Below are 16,790 nucleotides of genomic sequence, written 5' to 3' on the forward strand. Positions count from 1 at the left end.
CCCCGTCACACCACCGGAAATCCGGTGGGCCCGATCCGCGCGGAGCGACATCGTCACGTCCTCCCGATCCCCTTGGTCTCCCTCCTACCGCGCCCGAGCCTCGGAGAGCGCCACTTCGTCCCGGCTCGGGCGCCGCTGCTCGGGCACCTGTACCTCCGGGACCCGTCTGCCGAGCCGCCAGCGCCGCCGCTTCTGCGCCGCCGGCCAGGACTTGTAGAGCTCCTCGGTCCGGTACGCCACCTCGGCCTGCACCGCGTCGAAGATCCAGTCGTTCCGCATGGGAGTTCCCTCTTCCGCTCTAGGTTCTTTTCCTGCGAGCCTCAGAGTCGTCCTGAGGGCGGACCGGCGGCATCGGACGTTCACCCACTCCTGGACGCCAAAAAGACCCCTTACCCCGCCTAGCCCCTGCTCGACGGTGTAAGGGGTCTTCAGTTGGAGCACTCAGTCGCGGCCGACGGTGCCCAGCAGCCCGCGCCAGCCCGACGGGGAGACGCTCAGCGCGCCCGCGTCGGGGTTCTTGGAATCGCGGACACCGACGCGCTCGGCGAGCAGGGCGACCTCGACACAGTCGTTGCCGCCGCCGCTGTAGCTGCTCTTGCGCCAGGTGCCCCCGGAAAATTCGACTTTGGCCATAGCTCCCCGCTCCTCACTTTTCACGCGGTGATCTTTGTTCAGCTGATATACCCCGCTTCAGGCGGAATATCGTTCCGCGGCTTCGGCGACCAAGGCTAGCGAGTCGTCCGGTTTGAGCGCCGCGGCACGCAGATGATCGAACATGAGCGAATAGCGACGAACGTCGGGGGGCAGTTCGAGAAAGAAACCGCCGGACGTGCTGTCGACGTAGACGACATCGGGATCGGCCTGCTCCGGAAAACCGAGGATGAGGAAGGGGCCTTCCATCCCCGGGTGCGCCCCGGCCGTGAACGGGACGACCTGAACCGTCACGTGCGGCAGCTGCCCCAGTTCCAGCAATCGCTGGGTCTGTTTCGCCATCACCTCGGGGCCGCCCACCATCCGGTGCAGCACCGCCTCGTCGATCACCGCCCAGTACTCGGGGGGATTCGGGTCCGAAAGCAGTTGCTGACGGGCGGTGCGGGCGGCGACCCTGCGCTGTATCTCCGATTCGTCGGAATCCGGTCGCATCGCGCGAATGACCGCACGGGCGTAGGTCTCGGTCTGCAACAGGCCGGGCACGAGCAGGGCCTGGAACGCGCGCAACGAGCTGGCGTCCGCCTCCAGCCCCACGAAGGTGCCGGTGAAGACTTCTTTGTAGGCGTGCCACCAGCCGGGCTTGCGCGCTTCGCGGGCGAGCTGGACCAGCGCCTCACGCTCGTCGCCGGTGAGCCCGTACAGCTCCAGCATGTCCCGGGCGTCGCGTGGCGTGACGCCGACGTGCCCGGTCTCGATCCGGCTCACCTTCGACGCGGAGCATTCGAGCTTTTCGCCGACCTCGTCGATGGTCAGATCCGCGGCTTCGCGTAACCGGCGCAACTCGCTGGCCAGCCGCCGACGGCGAATGGTGGGACCCTGACCCCGTTGCACTGTTGCACCTCCGCGTTGGCCGCGACCATTCTCCGGTTGTCCGTTTGGGCCGTACTACATCTAACCAGCCGATTCTCCAAAGATGCGCCGGGTGACCTACCCATCCGGGTTACTTTCCCCGAGTTGGTGGACTGCAAGTTGCACTCTGCGGATGTAGGGTGGCATCCTGCGCCCGATCTGGGTAGCCAGGCATCACCGAGACGAGGCGGCTTCCCGGGAGGCGGCGTGCTCGACAGCGATTCTCCGGCCGGACCACTGCAGACTTCGGTCCACCAGCGCCTGGACGACCTCACCCGGTCCGTCGGACTGTGTGACGCGGACAGAGCCACCGAGCTGGCCCGGCGGGAGATCCCGCTGCTCGTGCAGGCGTTGCGCTCCGTGCTCGCCGCGCACGAGCCCGACGAGCACGGGCGGTGCCCGGTCTGCCGGACCCAGTCGGCCCGGCTGCCGTTCCGGCGCCGCACCCGGATGCCGTGCCGCGCGTACCTCGCCGTCCAGCTACGGCTGGGCACCGTCGAGGCGACCCTGCCGCGCCGCACCCGGCGCCACCGCGCGACGCATCTGCACTCGGTGAGCTGACGGACCGGGTCAGGGGCCGACTCGTAGCAGACCTTCCTGCACCACCGTCGCGATGAGGGTGCCGTCCGCGGCGAAGAAGCGGCCCGTGGCCAGGCCACGCGCGCCCGAGGCAGACGGCGAGGCCGTGTCGTAGAGGAACCACTCGTCCGCGCGGAACGGCCGGTGGAACCACAGCGCGTGATCCAGGCTGGCACCCGTGACGTGGTCGAGGTCCCAGTACACCCCGTGCCGCGCGAGTGGCGAGTCCAGCAGCGTCATGTCCGACGCGTACGTCAGCACGCACACGTGCAACAGCTCCTCGTCGGGCAGCCGGCCGTCGGCACGCATCCAGACCTGGTTCCGCACCACGTGCTCGCCGGTCCCGCGCGTCAGCCACGGCGGATCGGTGACGTAGCGGATGTCGATCGGGCGAGGGCGGCTCTGCAGGCCTGCCATGTCCGGGAACTGCCGCATCCGCTCGGTGAACGTCGGCAGCGTCTCGGGCGCGGGCACCTCCGGCATCTCGTCGGCGTGCTCCAGCCCCGGCTCCACCTTCTGGAACGACGCGGACAGCGCGAAGATCGCCTTGCCGTGCTGCACCCCGACCACCCGGCGGGTCGTGAACGAACGCCCGTCCCGGATGCGGTCGACCTCGTACACGATCGGGATGCTCGGATCGCCCGGCCGGATGAAGTACGCGTGCAGCGAGTGGACCTTGCGCTCGCTCGGCACCGTACGCCCGGCGGCGACCAGCGCCTGCCCCGCGACCTGACCGCCGAACACCCGCACCGGCGAGTGGACCGGGCTCACACCGCGGAAGATGTTCTCCTCGATCTTCTCCAGGTCGAGCAGGTCGACCAGCAGGTCGAGCACCGGCTGCCCGCCGGCCCCCGCCGAGGTCTCGAGGCCGGCCGCGGCACCTTTCGCCAGGTCTGTCATGACCTGAACCCTAGGTGCTCAGGCGTGGTCGTCCTCGCCGAGCCGGTGGACCCGGATCAGGTTCGTCGTGCCGACGGTGCCGGGCGGCGAACCGGCCACGATGACCACCAGGTCACCCGGCTGGTACCTGCCCATCTCCAGCATCGCGTGGTCGACCTGCTGGATCATCCGGTCGGTGGAGTCCACCCTCGGCACGATGTGCGTGGTGGTGCCCCACGTCATCGACAGCTGGTTGCGCACGCTCTCCTCGGGCGTGAACGCCAGCAGCGGCAGCCGCGTGTGCAGCCGCGCCAGGCGTCGCACCGTGTCACCGGACTGGGTGAACGCCACCAGGGCCTTGGCGTTGAGCCGCTCCCCGATGTCGCGCGCCGCGTAGGAGATGACGCCCCGCTTGGTCCGCGGCACGTGCGACAGCGGCGGCACGGTCGGCGAGTCGGTCTCGACCGCTTCCACGATCCGGCCCATGGTCTGCACGGTCTCGATCGGGTAGCGGCCCACGCTGCTCTCCCCGGAGAGCATCACCGCGTCGGCGCCGTCGAGGACCGCGTTCGCCACGTCCGAGACCTCGGCGCGGGTCGGCCGCGAGTTGTTGATCATGGAGTCGAGCATCTGGGTGGCCACGATGACCGGCTTGGCGTTCTCCCGGGCGATCTGGATCGCCCGCTTCTGCACCAGCGGCACCTGCTCCAGCGGCAGCTCCACGCCCAGGTCGCCGCGGGCGACCATGATCCCGTCGAACGCCAGCACGATCGCCTCGAGGTTGTAGACGGCCTCGGGCTTCTCGAGCTTCGCGATCACCGGCAGCCTACCCTTGCCGACCCGGTCCATCACCTGGTGCACCAGGTCGATGTCGGCCGGCGAGCGCACGAACGACAGGGCCACGAAGTCCACGCCCAGCGAGAGCGCGAACTCCAGGTCCTCGATGTCCTTGTCCGACATCGCGGGCACGGACACGTCCATGCCCGGCAGCGAGACGCCCTTGTTGTTGCTGACCGGCCCGCCCTCGGTGACCTCGCAGATCACGTCCGGGCCCTCGACCTTCTTGACGACCAGGCCGATGTTGCCGTCGTCGACGAGCAGCCTGTCGCCGGGCTTGGCGTCCCTGGCGAGGCCCTTGTAGGTCGTCGAGACCCGGTCGTGGGTGCCGGCGACGTCCTCGACGGTGATGCGCACGATGTCGCCCGTGCGCCACTCGACGGGGCCGCCGGCGAACGTGCCGAGCCGGATCTTGGGGCCCTGCAGGTCGGCCAGCACGCCCACCGCACGGCCGGTCGCCGCGGCGGCTTCGCGGACAAGTCCGTAGACCTGCTTGTGGTCGCTGTGGCTGCCGTGGCTGAAGTTCATCCTCGCGACGTCCATCCCGGCGTCGACGAGTGCCCGCACCTTCTCCGCTGTCGCGGTGGCAGGGCCCAGCGTACAAACGATCTTCGCGCGTCGGCTCACGTTTTCCTAGGGTAGACCCTTCGGCGCGATCAGTCTTTACCGATCCCGAGATCGAGTCAGCGGCGCGGCTTCTCGCTCAGCCCTACGTGATCGCGCGCCCACTCGTTGAAGTCACGCACCTGCCGCCACGCCTTGCGCACGCGGTCCAGACAACCACGTTCGTGCAGCGTGTCGTCCGGTTCCCAGGCACGAATCGCGTACAGCGAGCGGTACTTGAGCAGTTCGAGGCGCGGGTGGTCGTCGGCGAACCCGCGCGGCTTGGTGCGCAGCGCGTCGCCGGTGAGCTGCCAGCCCGACTTCCGAAGTTTTCCGAGAATTCCCCCGAGCGTGTGACCGTGGACGTCGCTGTCCACCGCCTCCCGGAAGCGGGTGAGCTGGTCGGACTGCAGGTGGAAACAGCCGCCGCCGACCCGCAGGCCTTCGGACGAGAGCTCCACGTAGTACGCGCCGCCGCCGCGGCCCTGCTCGATCACCGCGCCGCAGTGCGTCTTGTACGGGCTCTTGTCCTTGGCGAACCGGACGTCACGGTGCGGGCGGAACACCTTGCCCTCGCCGAACCCAGGGGCGAACTCGCCGACGAGCTCGGCGAGCAGCGCCTCCATCGGCGCGCGCACGTGCTCGCGGTAGATCTTCAGGTTGTCTTCCCAGTAGGGCTTCGAATTGTCGGCGAGCAGCCCGTCGTAGAACTCGACGGCGTGTTCTCCGAATCCCGCGAACGTCACGGCGCAGACGATAGCCAGGGTCACTGACAAGAGGGACCGCTGGTTTGCCGGCCGCGCTACCCGGGAACCGCTGCGGAGTCCGAAGTGAACAGTGGAGGGAGCGAACCGTGAACCTGTTCGACAAGGCCAAGGAAGCCGTTGGCAAGAACCCCGACAAGGCCGACCAGGGCATCGACAAGGCCGCCGACGCGGCGAAGTCCAAGTGGGGCGAGCACGGCGACCAGATCGACCAGGCCGCCGAGAAGGCCAAGGGCTTCGCCGGCCGGCAGGGCGACCAGCCGCCGGCTCAGGAACCGCCGGCCTGACGGGTCGAGCGCGCGAACTCGACGAGCAGCTCGCTCGTCTCCGCCGGCCGTTCCTGCTGCACCCAGTGCCCCCGCGCCGGACAGCAGCTCGTAGCGCCGGAGGCGGGGCACGCGCCGGCGGAGGGCGCCTTCCAGCTGGTCGAGCGGACCCCAGTTCACCACGGGGTCGCGCTCGCCGGCCAGGAACAGCGCCGGGACCGTGATCGCGGCGCCCGCCCAGGGAGCCGTCAGCTCCCAGTTCCGTTCGAGCGTGCGGTACCAGTTGAGCGGTCCGGTGAAGTCGTTGCCCGCGAAGTGGCCGACGAAGGCGGCGAGGTCGTCCTCGCCGAGCCACGCGGGCAACGACTCCGGACGCCGCAGGACCCCCAGCAGGCCCGAGTCGCCGGCGAGCATCGGGCTGATCTCCGGCGCGTCCCCGGAAAGCCCGTACAGGACCCGGCGGAACGTGTCGTCGAGGTCGGCGGTGAGCTCCTTCTCGGCGACGCCCGGTTCCTGGAAGTAGAGCTGGTAGAAGGCGGGCCCGAAGACCGCCCGGTAGCTTTCGGCCGGCGGCTTCGGCCCGCGGCCGCGGAAGGGCACGCTCAGCCCCGCGACCCCGCGCACCAGATCGGGCCGGAACAACGCGCGGTGTGCCAGGCGACGGGTGCGCCCAAGTCGTGCCCGACCACGGTGGCGTCCGGCTCGCCGAGCTCCGCGATGAGCCCGACCACGTCGCCGACCAAGTGGAACATGTCGTAGTCCTCGGTCGCCGATGGCCTGGCGGAGCCGTACCCGCGCTGGTCGGGGGCGACCGCGTGGAAGCCGGCCTCGGCCAGCGCGACCAGCTGGTGGCGCCAGGAGTACCAGAACTCGGGGAAGCCGTGCAGCAGCAGCACGACCGGCCCCTCCCCGGCCTCGGCGATGGGCAGCTCGAGCCCCTGGACCCGGACGGTCCGGTGGCTGATGGGAGTCATCGGTCCAGCTAAGCGCTTCGCGGCCGGACGCGGAAGGTTCCGGGGGCGACAGTGCCCTGCCGCCCCCGGGCGCCGCGTCAGCTGCTCATCGCGTTGATGAGCTCGCCGTTGCTGGTGTCACCGGAGAGCTCCCAGAGGAACGCGCCGCCGAGACCCTGGTCGCGGGCGTAGCTCAGCTTGCCGGCGATGGTGCTCGGCGTGTCGTAGCTCCACCATTCGCCGCCGCAGAACCCGTATGCCGTGCCCGCGACCGTGCCCGTCGCCGGACACCGCGTCTTGAGCACCTTGTAGTCCTCGATGCCCGCCTCGTACTTGCCCTGCGCGGCGCCGGTCGCGGTGCCGCCCGGAGCGGCCTGCGTGACGCCCGTCCAGCCGCGGCCGTAGAAGCCGATGCCCAGCAGCAGCTTGCCCGCGGGCACACCCTTCGACTTCAGCTTCTGGATCGCGGCGTCGGCGTAGAACCCGGCCGTGGGGATGCCGTCGTAGGAGCTCAGCGGCGCGTGCGGAGCCGTGGGACCGGTGGCGGCCCAGGCACCGAAGTAGTCGTAGGTCATGACGTTGTACCAGTCGACGTACTGCGCCGCGCCACCGTAGTCGGCCGCGTCGATCTTGCCGCCGGAGGTCCCGTCGGCGGTGATCGCGGCGGTGACGAGCTTGCTGCCGAAGCGGGCCCGCAGTGCGGCCATCAGGTTCTTGAACGCGGCGGCGCCGCTGGTGTCGCAGGACAGGCCGCAGGCGTTCGGGTACTCCCAGTCGATGTCGATGCCGTCGAAGACACCGGCCCAGCGCGGGTCGTTGAGCAGGTTGTAGCAGGAGTCGGCGAAGGCGGCCGGGTTCTGCGCGGCCTGCGCGAAGCCGCCGGACCAGGTCCAGCCGCCGAAGGAGTAGATGACCTTCAGGCCGGGGTGCATCGCCTTGAGCCGCTTGAGCTGACCGAAGTTGCCGCGCAGCGCGCCGGCGTCCCAGGTGTCGGCGACGCCGTCGACGCTGTCGGCAGCCGAGTACGCCTTGTCATAGGCGGCGTACGTATCGCCGATCGCGCACTGGCCGTTCGTCACGTTGCCGAAGGCGTAGTTGATGTGGGTCAGTTTCGCCGCCGAGCCACTGGTCTCGACGTTCTTCACGTGATAGTTGCGGTCATACACCCCCCATTCGGTGAAGTAGCCGACCATTTTGCCAAAGGGAGCGGCGGTCGCGGCGGGCGGTGCGAACGTGACGGTCATCAGGACCGCCGCGAGCGCGCCCGCGACGGCGTGGAGTTTGCGGTTTCGGAACATGCTTCCTCCCCGACCGGACAAGAAGGGACGAACAGCACGTTAAGTGGACTAGACCAAGAGTTCAATGGTCTAGTCCAGTATTCCCGACGAAAGTAGCGCGTGCTCACCGGGAGTCAGGGGTTTCGGGCGGCAGCGGGGCGAAGGCCACTCCCCTCGCACCCGCCCGGCGCTCACCCCACTCGTACAGCAGCTGCAGCACCGGCCCCAGCGAGGCCCCCTCGGCGGTGAGGGAGTACTCCACGCGCGGGCGTCGTTCGGCGAACACCGCACGGGTCACCAGACCGTCGGACTCCAGCTCCCGTAGTTGCTGCGTCAGCATTTTCTCGCTGATCCCCGGCATCCGCCGCCGCAGTTCGCCGTAGCGGTGGACGCCCTCCTTCAGGTGCGCCAGGATCACCGGCTTCCACCGGCCGCCGATGACGTCCAGGGTCAGCTCCACCGGGCAGTGGTACCGCCGCGTCACGCGTCCCTCCTCGCCCCGCACCGGAAAGTGCGTACTTGCCGGGTAGCTCGTGCCAGGTGTTGCCTGGGACCGTGAACGACGAGACCACACCCACCCTCTACGAGTGGGCCGGCGGCCGCCCCGCGCTGGCGAGGCTGTTCGAAGCCTTCTACCGCGAGGTGCTCGCCGACGAACTGCTCGAACCGGTGTTCCGCGGCATGGATCCCCAGCACCCGCAGCACGTTGCCGACTGGCTCGGGGAGGTGTTCGGCGGGCCCGCGTGCTACAGCACCGAACGGGGCGGGCACGCGCACATGATCGGGCGGCACCTCGGCCGGGCGATCACCGAGCCCCAGCGCCGGCGCTGGGTCTCGCTGCTGATGGACGCGGCGGACGAGGTGGGCCTGCCGGCCGACCCGGAGTTCCGCGCCGCCTTCGCCGGCTACGTCGAGTGGGGCAGCCGGCTCGCCGTCGTCTTCTCGCGCCCTGGCGCGAACCCGGACGGCGACGAGCCGATGCCGCACTGGGACTGGGCCGTGCCGCCGTGGCGGCCTCAGCCGAAGAAGACCTCGGCCTCTTCGTAGCGCTCCGCCGGAACCGTCTTCAGCTCGGCCGTCGCCTCGGCGAGCTTGACCCGCACGATGTCCGTGCCGCGCAACGCGACCATCACGCCGAAGTCGCCGTCGGTGACCGCGTCCACCGCGTGCAGGCCGAACCGCGTGGCGAGCACCCGGTCGTACGCCGTGGGGGTGCCACCGCGCTGGACGTGCCCGAGCACCACGGCGCGGGACTCCTTACCGGTGCGCGCGCCGAGCTCGTCGGCCAGCCAGGTGCCGATACCACCGAGCCGGACGTGCCCGAAGGCGTCCTTCTCCCCGCTGGTCAGCGTCTCGGCGCCGCCCTCGGGCAGCGCCCCCTCCGCGACGACGATGATCGGGGCGTACATCCGCTCGAACCGGCGCTCGACCCACTCGACGACCTGGTCGACGGAGAACGGCCGCTCCGGCACCAGGATCACGTTCGCGCCACCGGCCAGGCCCGAGTGCAGCGCGATCCAGCCCGCGTGCCGGCCCATCACCTCGACGACCATCGCGCGGTAGTGCGACTCGGCGGTGGTGCGCAGCCGGTCGATGGCCTCGGTGGCGATGTGCACCGCGGTGTCGAACCCGAAGGTGTAGTCGGTCGCGGCGAGGTCGTTGTCGATCGTCTTCGGCACCCCGACCACGCCGATGCCCTCGTCGGTGAGCTTCTTGGCCACGCCGAGCGTGTCCTCGCCACCGATCGCGATCAGCGCGTCGATCTTCTGCTCGGCCAGCGTCGCCCTGATCTTGTCGACGCCGCCGTCCTCCTTGTACGGGTTGGTGCGCGACGAGCCGAGGATCGTGCCACCGCGGGTGAGGATCTCCTCGACGTCGGACAGGCCGAGCGGCCTGCTGTCCCCGGTCATCGGGCCGCGCCAGCCGCTGCGGAAGCCGACGACGTCCCAGTCGTGGACCTCGATCCCCTTGCGGACCACGGCCCGGATCACCGCGTTCAGCCCGGGGCAGTCGCCGCCACCGGTCAGCACCCCCACTCGCATGAGGAATCAGCCCTTTCGAAAGTTGTTGTGCGTCACACTTCTCAGCGCCAGCGTAGCCGTGACGGGCCTTGATCGGTCAAGCGGCCGGAGCCTTTGGTAGGGTCGCGTCCGTGCAGCGGTATTTCTGGTTTAGCGGGCCGGCCCTGGGTGGGCCAGCCGGCGAGATCGCCGCGCGCTGAACTTCCACCCTCGAGCCGGAACCAAGACCGGCTCGGGTGGCAGCACGACGGGCCGGTCGGACAAGGACCTGAACCCCTCATGCAGATCGCCGCAGGCCCCGCGCAGCCACTGGAGTCCCTGGACAACCAGCGCACCGTGGGCATCAGTCCGCTGCTCTCCCCCGCCCTGCTCCGCCAGGAGCATCCGATGGACGCCGCCGTCGCCAAGACCGTCGCGGACGGGCGTGCCGCGGGCGTCGACATCCTCGACGGCACCGACGACCGGTTGCTCGTCGTCGTCGGCCCGTGCTCGGTGCACGACCCGGAGGCGGCCGTCGACTACGCGATCCGGCTCGCCGAGAAGGCCGACGCGTTGCGTGACCGGCTGCACGTGGTCATGCGCGTGTACTTCGAGAAACCACGCACGACGCTGGGCTGGAAGGGGCTCATCAACGACCCCGCGCTGGACGGTTCGTACGCCGTCAACCAGGGCCTGCGGATGGCGCGCAAGCTGCTGCTGGACATCTCCGCCCTCGGACTGCCCGTGGGATGCGAGTTCCTGGACCCGATCACGCCGCAGTTCATCGCGGACACGGTCAGCTGGGGCTCGATCGGCGCGCGGACCGCGGCGAGCCAGGTACACCGGCAGCTGTGCAGCGCGCTGTCCATGCCGGTCGGGATCAAGAACTCGACCGAGGGCGACGTGCAGGTGGCCGTCGACGCGACCCGGGCCGCGGCGGCGAGCCACGTGTTCCCGGGCATCAACGCGGACGGGCTGGCCGCGTTGATCACCACGGCGGGCAACCCGGACTGCCACGTGATCCTGCGTGGCCACACGGGCGGGCCGAACTACGACGAGGAGACGGTGCGCGACACCCTCGCGCGGCTGCGCACGAGCGGGCTGCCCGAGCGCGTGATCATCGACGCCTCGCACGGCAACAGCGGCAAGGACCACGTGCGCCAGGGGGTCGTGGTCGAGGAGCTGGCGGACCGCATCGGCCGCGGGGAGCGGGGCATCGTCGGGGTGATGCTGGAGAGCTTCCTCGAGGCCGGGCGGCAGGAGCTGGTGCTGGGCCGGGCCGCGGAGCTGACCTACGGCCGGTCGATCACCGACGCGTGCCTGGACTGGCCGACGACGGCGGGACTGCTGGACCGGCTGGCGCAGGCGGTGGGCCGCCGGGGCTGACTGCCGGGGCGCCTGCCCGCCGCGCCGGCGGTGGTGGGCAGGCGCCCCGGCGGGGCGGACTCACCGCCGGGCGCGGAGGGACTCGATCACGCGCCAGCGCTCCAGGTTGTGCCGGGCGTCGGCGAGGGCGTCGTGGGCGTCGGTGGGCGGGGCGGGCAGCTTGGGCTTGCCGACGTCCTCCCACCGCTGCCGCAGGTCACGCGTGAACCGCGGCAGCTGCCTCGGCAGCGCGGGCATCGGACCCCACAGCTGCGCCAGCGCGACGTGGTCGTAAGCCGCGTACCAGGCCCACAGCTCGATCCCGCCCGGCGGCTTGCCGAGGAACTCCAGCAGGTCCGCGCGGATCCGCTCCCGGCTGCGCCACGCCGGATCGGCCGGCGAGGGCAGCTTCGGCAGCACGTTCTCGCGCACCCACGGCCCCGCCTTGCCCGGGTCGAAGTCCGTCGAAACCGCGTAGAACTCCCGGCCCCGCTCGTCCACGACACCGATCGACACCAGATCGATCGTCACGCCGTCCTCGATGAACTCGGTGTCGTAGAAGAATCGCACCGCAGCACCCTAGGCGGCGCTCAGCCGGCCTTCGTCTCCGGTACCCGGTCGGTCTCGCGCGCCGACTGGGCGGGCACGGCCGGGCGCACGCCCGCGGCCTCGGCCGTCATCAGCTCCTTCGCCCGCGCCGCGTAGATGTCCACGTACTCCTGGCCCGACAGCTCCATCAGCGCGTACATGATCTCGTCGGTGATCGACCGCTCCACGAACCGGTCGCCCTGCAGGCCCTCGTACCGCGAGAAGTCCAGCGGCTCGCCGAAGCGGATCTCCAGCCGCCGCGGCCGCCACATCTTCGAGCCGATCGGGTTGACCTTGTCGGTGCCGATCATCGCCACCGGGACCACCGGCACCCCGGCCTCCAGCGCGATGCGCGCGACGCCGGTCTTGCCCTTGTGCAGCCGCCCGTCGGGCGAGCGGGTGCCCTCGGGGTAGATGCCCAGCAGATGGCCTTCGCGCAGCAGCCGGATGGCGGTGTCCAGCGCGGCCTGCGCGGCGCTGCCGCCGGACCGGTCGATCGGGATCTGGCCGATCCCGGTGAAGAACCACTTCTTCAGCCGGCCCTTGACACCCTTCTCGGTGAAGTACTCCGACTTCGCCGGAAACGTCACCCGCCGGCGCACGCGCAGCGGCATGAAGAACGAGTCGGCGACCGCCAGGTGGTTGCTGGCGAGGATCGCGCCGCCGGTGGCGGGCACGTTCTGTGCGCCGGTGACCTTGGTCGGCCACAGCGTCTTGAGCAACGGGCCGAGCAGCACCCATTTGAGCAATCGGTACAGCACAGCGATCCGCCCCTCCAACCCGCCCGACCAGCCTGCCTGACAGGGTACGAACAGTGACCGCCCGAGCACAACGTCCCTCCTGCCGGGTGCGCGCGATCTCACAGGCCCGCCGGGCATGTCCTGATCCCCGCGCGCGTGCGACGATGGGTCGGGTCAGGTCGAAGAGAAGGGGCGGCCGAGATGCCCGTACTCGCCGGGGCGGAACCGTTCTCGCACACCGGATCGGTCGAAGCCGGGGTGCTGCTCTGCCATGGCTTCACCAGCACGCCGCAGAGCATGCGGCCGTGGGGCGAGTACCTGGCCGAGCGCGACTTCACCGTCCGCTGCCCCCGGCTGCCCGGCCACGGCACCACCTGGCCGGAGCTCAACCGCACGAGCTGGCCCGATTGGTACGGCTGCGTCCGCACCGAGCTGCTCGCGCTGCGGGAGAAGTGCGAATCGGTTTTCGTGTTCGGCCTGTCCATGGGCGGCACGCTCGCGCTGCGGCTGGCACAGGACTTCGGCGAGCAGATCGCGGGCCTGGTGCTGGTCAACCCGTCGGTGACGACGCTGCGGCGGGACGCGAAGCTGCTGCCCCTGCTCGCGCGGGTGCTGCCATCGGTGCCCGCGATCGCGAACGACATCGCCAAGCCCGGCTCGACCGAGCTGGCCTACCCGCGCACCCCCGTGCGGGCGACCGCGAGCCTGGCGCAGCTGTGGCGCCTGGTGCGCGCCGACCTGGCGAAGGTGACCCAGCCGCTGCTGCTGTTCCGGTCCCGGACCGACCACGTGGTGGAACCCGTCAACGCCCGGCTCGTCCTTGCAGGTGTGCGCAGCGAAAACGTCACCGAGGTGGTGCTGGAGAACAGCTTCCACGTGGCTACGCTCGACCATGACGCTCCGCTGATCTTCGAGCGCAGCGTGCAGTTCGCACAGGAGCAGGTGGGATCCCGATGAGCTCGCACGGCACCGACCCGGAGGACGTGGACGCGACTTTCGCGGCCATCGTCGCCGACCTGCGCGCGGAGGGGGTCGGCGAGTTCGTCGACGAACCGGTGGAGCCCCAGCCCCGCCCCGAGAAGACACCGCCCGCCGAACCCGAGCAGCCCGAGCCGTCGTGGCGCGTCGGCGGTACGACGTGGGACGACACGGTGCTCGGGGACGATCCGGCCGACGACGAGGAGCACTACGTCCCGCCCGAGCCGCCGCCGCTGCCCCGCCCCGGCAAGGGCGCGTTCGTGGTGCTGCTGTTCTTCGTGGTGGGCCTGTTCCTGCTGATCGCGCCCGGCCTGATCGGGGTCACCCAGTCACTCGGCACCCCGCTGGGCATCCTCGCGCTCGCCACGGCGATCGCATTGCTGCTGTTGCGCGTCAAGCAGGGGCCGCCCGACGGGGCCGACCCCACGAACGGCGCGCAGGTCTGAATGCGGATCGACTTCTCCCCGTCGCGACGTTCGACGGTGGGGGCGGAGTGGGAGCTCGCGCTGGTCGACCGCCGCAGCGGGGAGCTCTCGTCGGTGGCCGAGCGCATCCTGGAGGCGGTGCGCCCGGACGGCCGGGAGGAACACCCCAAGATCAAGCAGGAGCTGCTGCTCAACACCATCGAGGTCATCACGGGCGTGTGCGACACCGTCGGCGAGGTGGCCGCTGACCTGGCGGAGTCCCTCGAGACGGTGCACTCGGTGATCGACCCGCTGGGCGTCGAGCTGTTCTGTGCGGGGACGCATCCGTTCTCGCCGTGGTACCAGCAGAAGGTCACCGACAAGGCCCGCTACCAGAAGCTCATCGACCGGACCCAGTGGTGGGGACGGCAGATGCTGATCTACGGCGTCCACGTGCACGTCGGGCTCGACTCGCGGGAGAAGGCGCTCCCGGTGCTGGACGCGCTGCTGAACTACGCACCGCACCTGCAGGCGCTCTCGGCGTCGTCGCCGTACTGGGGCGCGGAGGACACCGGCTACGCCTCGAACCGGGCGCTGATGTTCCAGCAGCTGCCGACGGCCGGGCTGCCCTTCCAGTTCCGCAAGTGGTCGGAGCTGGAGCACTACGTCGACGACATGTTCAAGACCGGCGTGATCGACCACTTCTCCGAGATCCGCTGGGACATCCGGCCGGCGCCGCACTTCGGCACGGTCGAGATGCGGGTGTGCGACGGGCTGCCGACGCTGGAGGAGGTGTCCGCGATCGCGGCGCTGACCCAGTGCCTGGTGGACGACTTCAGCGAACGGCTCGACAACGGCGAGGAGCTGCCTTCGCTGCCGCCGTGGCACGTGCAGGAGAACAAGTGGCGCGCGGCGCGCTACGGCCTGGACGCGATCATCATCCTCAACTCGGGCGGGGACGAGCGGCTGGTCACCGAGGACATCTGGGACGTGCTCGACCGCCTGGAGCCGGTCGCCCGCCGGCTGCGCTGCGTGGACGAGCTGCGCGGGGTCGAGACGATCCTGCGCCACGGCGCGAGCTACCAGCGGCAACGGGCCGTGGCACGCGAGCACAACGGCAGCCTGAAGGCCGTCGTCGCCTCGCTGATCGCCGAGATGCGTGAGGGGATTCCGAAGAGTTCCGGTTAACCTGCTCGCATGCCCAAGGTCGTCATCGCGCCGGACAAGTTCAAGGGAACCCTCCCCGCGAAGGAGGTCGCCGACGCGATCGCGGCGGGCCTGCGCCGCGCGGTGCCGGACGTCGAGACGCTGGAGTGCCCGATCGCCGACGGCGGGGACGGGACGGTCGCGGCCGCCGTCGCGGCCGGGTTCGAGTACGTCCCGGCGGAGGCCACCGGGCCCACCGGCGAGCGGGTGCGAACCGGCTACGCCCGCAGGGACGGCACGGCGGTGGTCGAGCTGGCGGCGGTGTCGGGGCTGACCATGATGCCGGAGCTCGCGCCGCTGACCTCGAACACGCTGGGCGTCGGCGAGCTGATCGCACACGCGCTCGACGGCGGGTGCACGAAGATCGTGCTGGGGCTCGGCGGCAGCGCGAGCACCGACGGCGGCGCCGGGCTCGTGCGGGGGCTGGGCGCGCGGCTGCTCGACGCCGAGGGCAACGAGATCCCCTTGGGCGGCAGGGCTTTGCTCGACCTCGCGAGCATCGACCTGACCGGCCTGCGCCGCGCGGAGATCGTGGTCGCCAGCGACGTGGACAACCCGCTCCTCGGCGAGTACGGCGCCGCCGCGGTCTACGGCCCGCAGAAGGGTGCGACCCCGGCGGACGTCGCGCTGCTCGACAGCGCCTTGAAGCACTTCGCGGACATCGTCGGCACCGAACTCGTCGACGCGCCGGGCGCCGGGGCCGCTGGTGGGACGGGGTTCGCCGCGCTGGCGGTCCTCGGCGCGACCTTCCGGCCCGGCATCGACGTGATCCTGGAGATGACCGGGTTCGCGGACAAGCTGCCCGGCGCGGACCTGGTGATCACCGGCGAGGGCTCGTTCGACGAGCAGACGCTGCACGGCAAGGGCCCGGCGGGGATAGCCCAGCAGGCGCGCGGGATTCCGGTGGTCGCGATGGCCGGGCGGATCGCGCTGAGCCGGGAAACCCTCGTGGAGAACGGGTTCTCCGCGGGCTACGGGCTCACCGACATCGAGTCCGATGTGGAGCGTTGCATGACCGACACGGCGGTGTTGCTGGAGCAGCTGGCCGCGAAGGTCGCGGCCGACTGGCTCTAGGCGAACATGGTCTTCCACTCGTCCAGCGACTTCGGCCGGTAGACGAAGTTGTTCTCCCGCACGGAGGACAGCGGCGCCGAGGGTGCGGCGGAGTACTGGTGCCCCGGGAACACCACGGGGTCACCGGGAAGCTCGGCCAGCGCGCGCAGGCTGTGGTACATCGCCTCCGCGTCGCCGCCCGGGAAGTCGGTGCGGCCACAGCCTTCGAGGAACAGCGTGTCCCCCGCGACGAGCCGGTCGCCGAGCAGGAAGCACTGGCTGCCGGGCGTGTGGCCCGGGGTGTGCAGGAGCCGGACCGGGATCTCGCCGACGTGCACGACGTCGTCGTGGTCGTGACGGGTGAGGTCGGTCGCGGACAGGCCGGTGACGCGCTGCACCCACTCGGCCTCGGCGCGGTTGACGTGCACCGGGACGGGCTCGCGGGCGAGCAGCTCCGCGAGCCCGGCGAGGGTGAAGCCCATCATGCTGCCGCCGACGTGGTCGGGGTGGTGGTGCGTGGCCAGCACCCCGGTCAGCCGCATGTCGTCCGCCGCGAGCACGTCGAGCAGGTCGCCAACCGCGTACGCCGGGTCGACCAGCACCGCCTCTCGCGTCTCGCGATCGCCGATCAGGTAGGCGAAGTTCACCATCTGGGTGGCGATCGGGTCGCCGACCGCGAAGTCGCGGCCGGACAGCAGCTGGCGGAAGTACAGGCGGTCGGACATGCTCCTGAGACTA

The 16,790-nt window shown here is 70.5% G+C and carries 22 protein-coding genes; 9 read left to right on the top strand and 13 right to left on the bottom strand.

Going from position 1 to position 16,790, the window contains the following annotated elements:
* Positions 1-84: 84 nt before the first annotated feature.
* The 3 genes from LWP59_RS29425 to LWP59_RS29435 all read right to left on the bottom strand — a co-directional run bounded on the left by LWP59_RS29425 (position 85) and on the right by LWP59_RS29435 (position 1,542).
* Positions 85-279 carry a hypothetical protein gene (locus LWP59_RS29425; protein WP_144641688.1) on the bottom strand — a complete coding sequence of 65 codons (195 nt, stop codon included), beginning with the start codon at positions 277-279 and terminating at the stop codon, positions 85-87.
* 162 nt (positions 280-441) lie between these two features.
* Complete coding sequence (locus LWP59_RS29430) at positions 442-633, bottom strand: DUF397 domain-containing protein (RefSeq protein ID WP_144641687.1); 192 nt, start codon at positions 631-633, stop codon at positions 442-444.
* Between the two features lie 57 nt (positions 634-690).
* A complete protein-coding gene (locus tag LWP59_RS29435; RefSeq protein WP_144641686.1) occupies positions 691-1,542 on the bottom strand; it encodes a helix-turn-helix domain-containing protein in 852 nt (283 codons plus the stop codon).
* A 225-nt stretch (positions 1,543-1,767) separates the two neighbouring features.
* Here LWP59_RS29435 and LWP59_RS29440 point away from each other — a divergent pair, with 225 nt between their 5' ends.
* Positions 1,768-2,121, top strand: a complete 354-nt coding sequence (locus tag LWP59_RS29440) for a hypothetical protein (RefSeq protein ID WP_144641685.1) — start codon at positions 1,768-1,770, stop codon at positions 2,119-2,121.
* 9 nt (positions 2,122-2,130) lie between these two features.
* Here the strand turns inward: LWP59_RS29440 and tesB are convergent, their stop codons facing one another.
* The 3 genes from tesB to LWP59_RS29455 are packed head-to-tail and all read right to left on the bottom strand — an operon-like array spanning position 2,131 to position 5,204.
* Entirely contained in the window at positions 2,131-3,039 is a 909-nt protein-coding gene (tesB, locus tag LWP59_RS29445) for an acyl-CoA thioesterase II (protein ID WP_144641684.1), read from the bottom strand.
* Between the two features lie 18 nt (positions 3,040-3,057).
* Positions 3,058-4,482 carry a pyruvate kinase gene (gene pyk / locus LWP59_RS29450; protein ID WP_144641683.1) on the bottom strand — a complete coding sequence of 475 codons (1,425 nt, stop codon included), beginning with the start codon at positions 4,480-4,482 and terminating at the stop codon, positions 3,058-3,060.
* 56 nt (positions 4,483-4,538) lie between these two features.
* Positions 4,539-5,204, bottom strand: coding sequence for a DUF2461 domain-containing protein (locus LWP59_RS29455; protein ID WP_144641682.1), 666 nt, complete (start codon positions 5,202-5,204; stop codon positions 4,539-4,541).
* Positions 5,205-5,311: 107 nt separating this feature from the next.
* Between LWP59_RS29455 and LWP59_RS29460 the strand changes: the two genes are divergently transcribed.
* Together LWP59_RS29460 and LWP59_RS29465 are read left to right on the top strand one after the other, a co-directional pair.
* On the top strand, positions 5,312-5,509 hold the full coding sequence (locus tag LWP59_RS29460) for an antitoxin (protein WP_144641681.1): 198 nt from the start codon (positions 5,312-5,314) through the stop codon (positions 5,507-5,509).
* A 250-nt stretch (positions 5,510-5,759) separates the two neighbouring features.
* The gene (locus LWP59_RS29465) at positions 5,760-6,011 is read left to right on the top strand and encodes a hypothetical protein (RefSeq protein ID WP_229857583.1); all 252 of its coding nucleotides are present in this window, start codon (positions 5,760-5,762) and stop codon (positions 6,009-6,011) included.
* 79 nt (positions 6,012-6,090) lie between these two features.
* Here LWP59_RS29465 and LWP59_RS29470 read toward each other — a convergent pair whose 3' ends face one another.
* From LWP59_RS29470 to LWP59_RS29480, 3 genes are all read right to left on the bottom strand, one after another.
* Entirely contained in the window at positions 6,091-6,462 is a 372-nt protein-coding gene (locus LWP59_RS29470; protein WP_229857581.1) for an alpha/beta fold hydrolase, read from the bottom strand.
* A 77-nt stretch (positions 6,463-6,539) separates the two neighbouring features.
* The gene (locus tag LWP59_RS29475) at positions 6,540-7,739 is read right to left on the bottom strand and encodes a glycoside hydrolase family 18 protein (protein WP_144641680.1); all 1,200 of its coding nucleotides are present in this window, start codon (positions 7,737-7,739) and stop codon (positions 6,540-6,542) included.
* A gap of 103 nt (positions 7,740-7,842) precedes the next feature.
* Positions 7,843-8,202: a winged helix-turn-helix transcriptional regulator gene (locus tag LWP59_RS29480; protein WP_144641679.1), complete on the bottom strand. Its 360-nt coding sequence runs from the start codon at positions 8,200-8,202 to the stop codon at positions 7,843-7,845.
* Positions 8,203-8,273: 71 nt separating this feature from the next.
* On the opposite strand from LWP59_RS29480, the gene LWP59_RS29485 reads away from it, so the two are divergent.
* Complete coding sequence (locus LWP59_RS29485; protein WP_144641678.1) at positions 8,274-8,765, top strand: group II truncated hemoglobin; 492 nt, start codon at positions 8,274-8,276, stop codon at positions 8,763-8,765.
* Here LWP59_RS29485 and LWP59_RS29490 read toward each other — a convergent pair.
* Positions 8,735-9,760 (bottom strand): 6-phosphofructokinase, encoded by a 1,026-nt coding sequence (locus tag LWP59_RS29490; protein WP_144641676.1) that lies wholly within the window; start codon positions 9,758-9,760, stop codon positions 8,735-8,737. The two genes, LWP59_RS29485 and LWP59_RS29490, sit on opposite strands and share 31 nt — an antisense overlap.
* Positions 9,761-10,018: 258 nt before the next feature.
* Here LWP59_RS29490 and LWP59_RS29495 point away from each other — a divergent pair, with 258 nt between their 5' ends.
* Entirely contained in the window at positions 10,019-11,104 is a 1,086-nt protein-coding gene (locus LWP59_RS29495; RefSeq protein ID WP_144641674.1) for a 3-deoxy-7-phosphoheptulonate synthase, read from the top strand.
* A 60-nt stretch (positions 11,105-11,164) separates the two neighbouring features.
* Here LWP59_RS29495 and LWP59_RS29500 read toward each other — a convergent pair whose 3' ends face one another.
* Together LWP59_RS29500 and LWP59_RS29505 are read right to left on the bottom strand one after the other, a co-directional pair.
* The gene (locus LWP59_RS29500) at positions 11,165-11,653 is read right to left on the bottom strand and encodes a polyadenylate-specific 3'-exoribonuclease AS (protein ID WP_144641672.1); all 489 of its coding nucleotides are present in this window, start codon (positions 11,651-11,653) and stop codon (positions 11,165-11,167) included.
* A 20-nt stretch (positions 11,654-11,673) separates the two neighbouring features.
* The gene (locus tag LWP59_RS29505; protein ID WP_144641670.1) at positions 11,674-12,432 is read right to left on the bottom strand and encodes a lysophospholipid acyltransferase family protein; all 759 of its coding nucleotides are present in this window, start codon (positions 12,430-12,432) and stop codon (positions 11,674-11,676) included.
* A gap of 180 nt (positions 12,433-12,612) precedes the next feature.
* Between LWP59_RS29505 and LWP59_RS29510 the strand changes: the two genes are divergently transcribed.
* From LWP59_RS29510 to LWP59_RS29525, 4 genes are read left to right on the top strand one after another with little or no spacing between them, the layout of a single operon-like run.
* The gene (locus tag LWP59_RS29510; protein ID WP_144641668.1) at positions 12,613-13,368 is read left to right on the top strand and encodes an alpha/beta hydrolase; all 756 of its coding nucleotides are present in this window, start codon (positions 12,613-12,615) and stop codon (positions 13,366-13,368) included.
* Positions 13,365-13,835, top strand: a complete 471-nt coding sequence (locus tag LWP59_RS29515) for a hypothetical protein (RefSeq protein ID WP_144641666.1) — start codon at positions 13,365-13,367, stop codon at positions 13,833-13,835. The genes LWP59_RS29510 and LWP59_RS29515 overlap by 4 nt, the downstream gene beginning before the upstream one ends.
* A complete protein-coding gene (locus LWP59_RS29520) occupies positions 13,836-14,981 on the top strand; it encodes a glutamate--cysteine ligase (RefSeq protein ID WP_144641664.1) in 1,146 nt (381 codons plus the stop codon). It begins immediately after the preceding gene.
* A gap of 9 nt (positions 14,982-14,990) precedes the next feature.
* Positions 14,991-16,073, top strand: a complete 1,083-nt coding sequence (locus tag LWP59_RS29525) for a glycerate kinase (protein WP_144641662.1) — start codon at positions 14,991-14,993, stop codon at positions 16,071-16,073.
* Here LWP59_RS29525 and LWP59_RS29530 read toward each other — a convergent pair.
* Positions 16,070-16,777, bottom strand: a complete 708-nt coding sequence (locus LWP59_RS29530; protein ID WP_144641659.1) for an MBL fold metallo-hydrolase — start codon at positions 16,775-16,777, stop codon at positions 16,070-16,072. The genes LWP59_RS29525 and LWP59_RS29530 overlap by 4 nt on opposite strands.
* Positions 16,778-16,790 lie beyond the last annotated feature (13 nt).

Origin of the sequence: Amycolatopsis acidiphila (genome assembly GCF_021391495.1) — a bacterium.
In the GTDB taxonomy this organism is placed as follows: Bacteria; Actinomycetota; Actinomycetes; order Mycobacteriales; family Pseudonocardiaceae; genus Amycolatopsis_E; species Amycolatopsis_E acidiphila.

Coding starts and splice junctions, on each gene's coding strand:
- tesB (WP_144641684.1), bottom strand. CDS start 3,039: ATGACAGACCTGGCGAAAGGTGCCGCGGCCGGCCTCGAGACCTCGGCG.
- LWP59_RS29515 (WP_144641666.1), top strand. CDS start 13,365: ATGAGCTCGCACGGCACCGACCCGGAGGACGTGGACGCGACTTTCGCG.
- LWP59_RS29490 (WP_144641676.1), bottom strand. CDS start 9,760: ATGCGAGTGGGGGTGCTGACCGGTGGCGGCGACTGCCCCGGGCTGAAC.
- LWP59_RS29475 (WP_144641680.1), bottom strand. CDS start 7,739: ATGTTCCGAAACCGCAAACTCCACGCCGTCGCGGGCGCGCTCGCGGCG.
- LWP59_RS29495 (WP_144641674.1), top strand. CDS start 10,019: ATGCAGATCGCCGCAGGCCCCGCGCAGCCACTGGAGTCCCTGGACAAC.
- LWP59_RS29510 (WP_144641668.1), top strand. CDS start 12,613: ATGCCCGTACTCGCCGGGGCGGAACCGTTCTCGCACACCGGATCGGTC.
- LWP59_RS29470 (WP_229857581.1), bottom strand. CDS start 6,462: ATGACTCCCATCAGCCACCGGACCGTCCGGGTCCAGGGGCTCGAGCTG.
- LWP59_RS29430 (WP_144641687.1), bottom strand. CDS start 633: ATGGCCAAAGTCGAATTTTCCGGGGGCACCTGGCGCAAGAGCAGCTAC.
- LWP59_RS29425 (WP_144641688.1), bottom strand. CDS start 279: ATGCGGAACGACTGGATCTTCGACGCGGTGCAGGCCGAGGTGGCGTAC.
- LWP59_RS29525 (WP_144641662.1), top strand. CDS start 14,991: ATGCCCAAGGTCGTCATCGCGCCGGACAAGTTCAAGGGAACCCTCCCC.
- LWP59_RS29530 (WP_144641659.1), bottom strand. CDS start 16,777: ATGTCCGACCGCCTGTACTTCCGCCAGCTGCTGTCCGGCCGCGACTTC.
- LWP59_RS29520 (WP_144641664.1), top strand. CDS start 13,836: ATGCGGATCGACTTCTCCCCGTCGCGACGTTCGACGGTGGGGGCGGAG.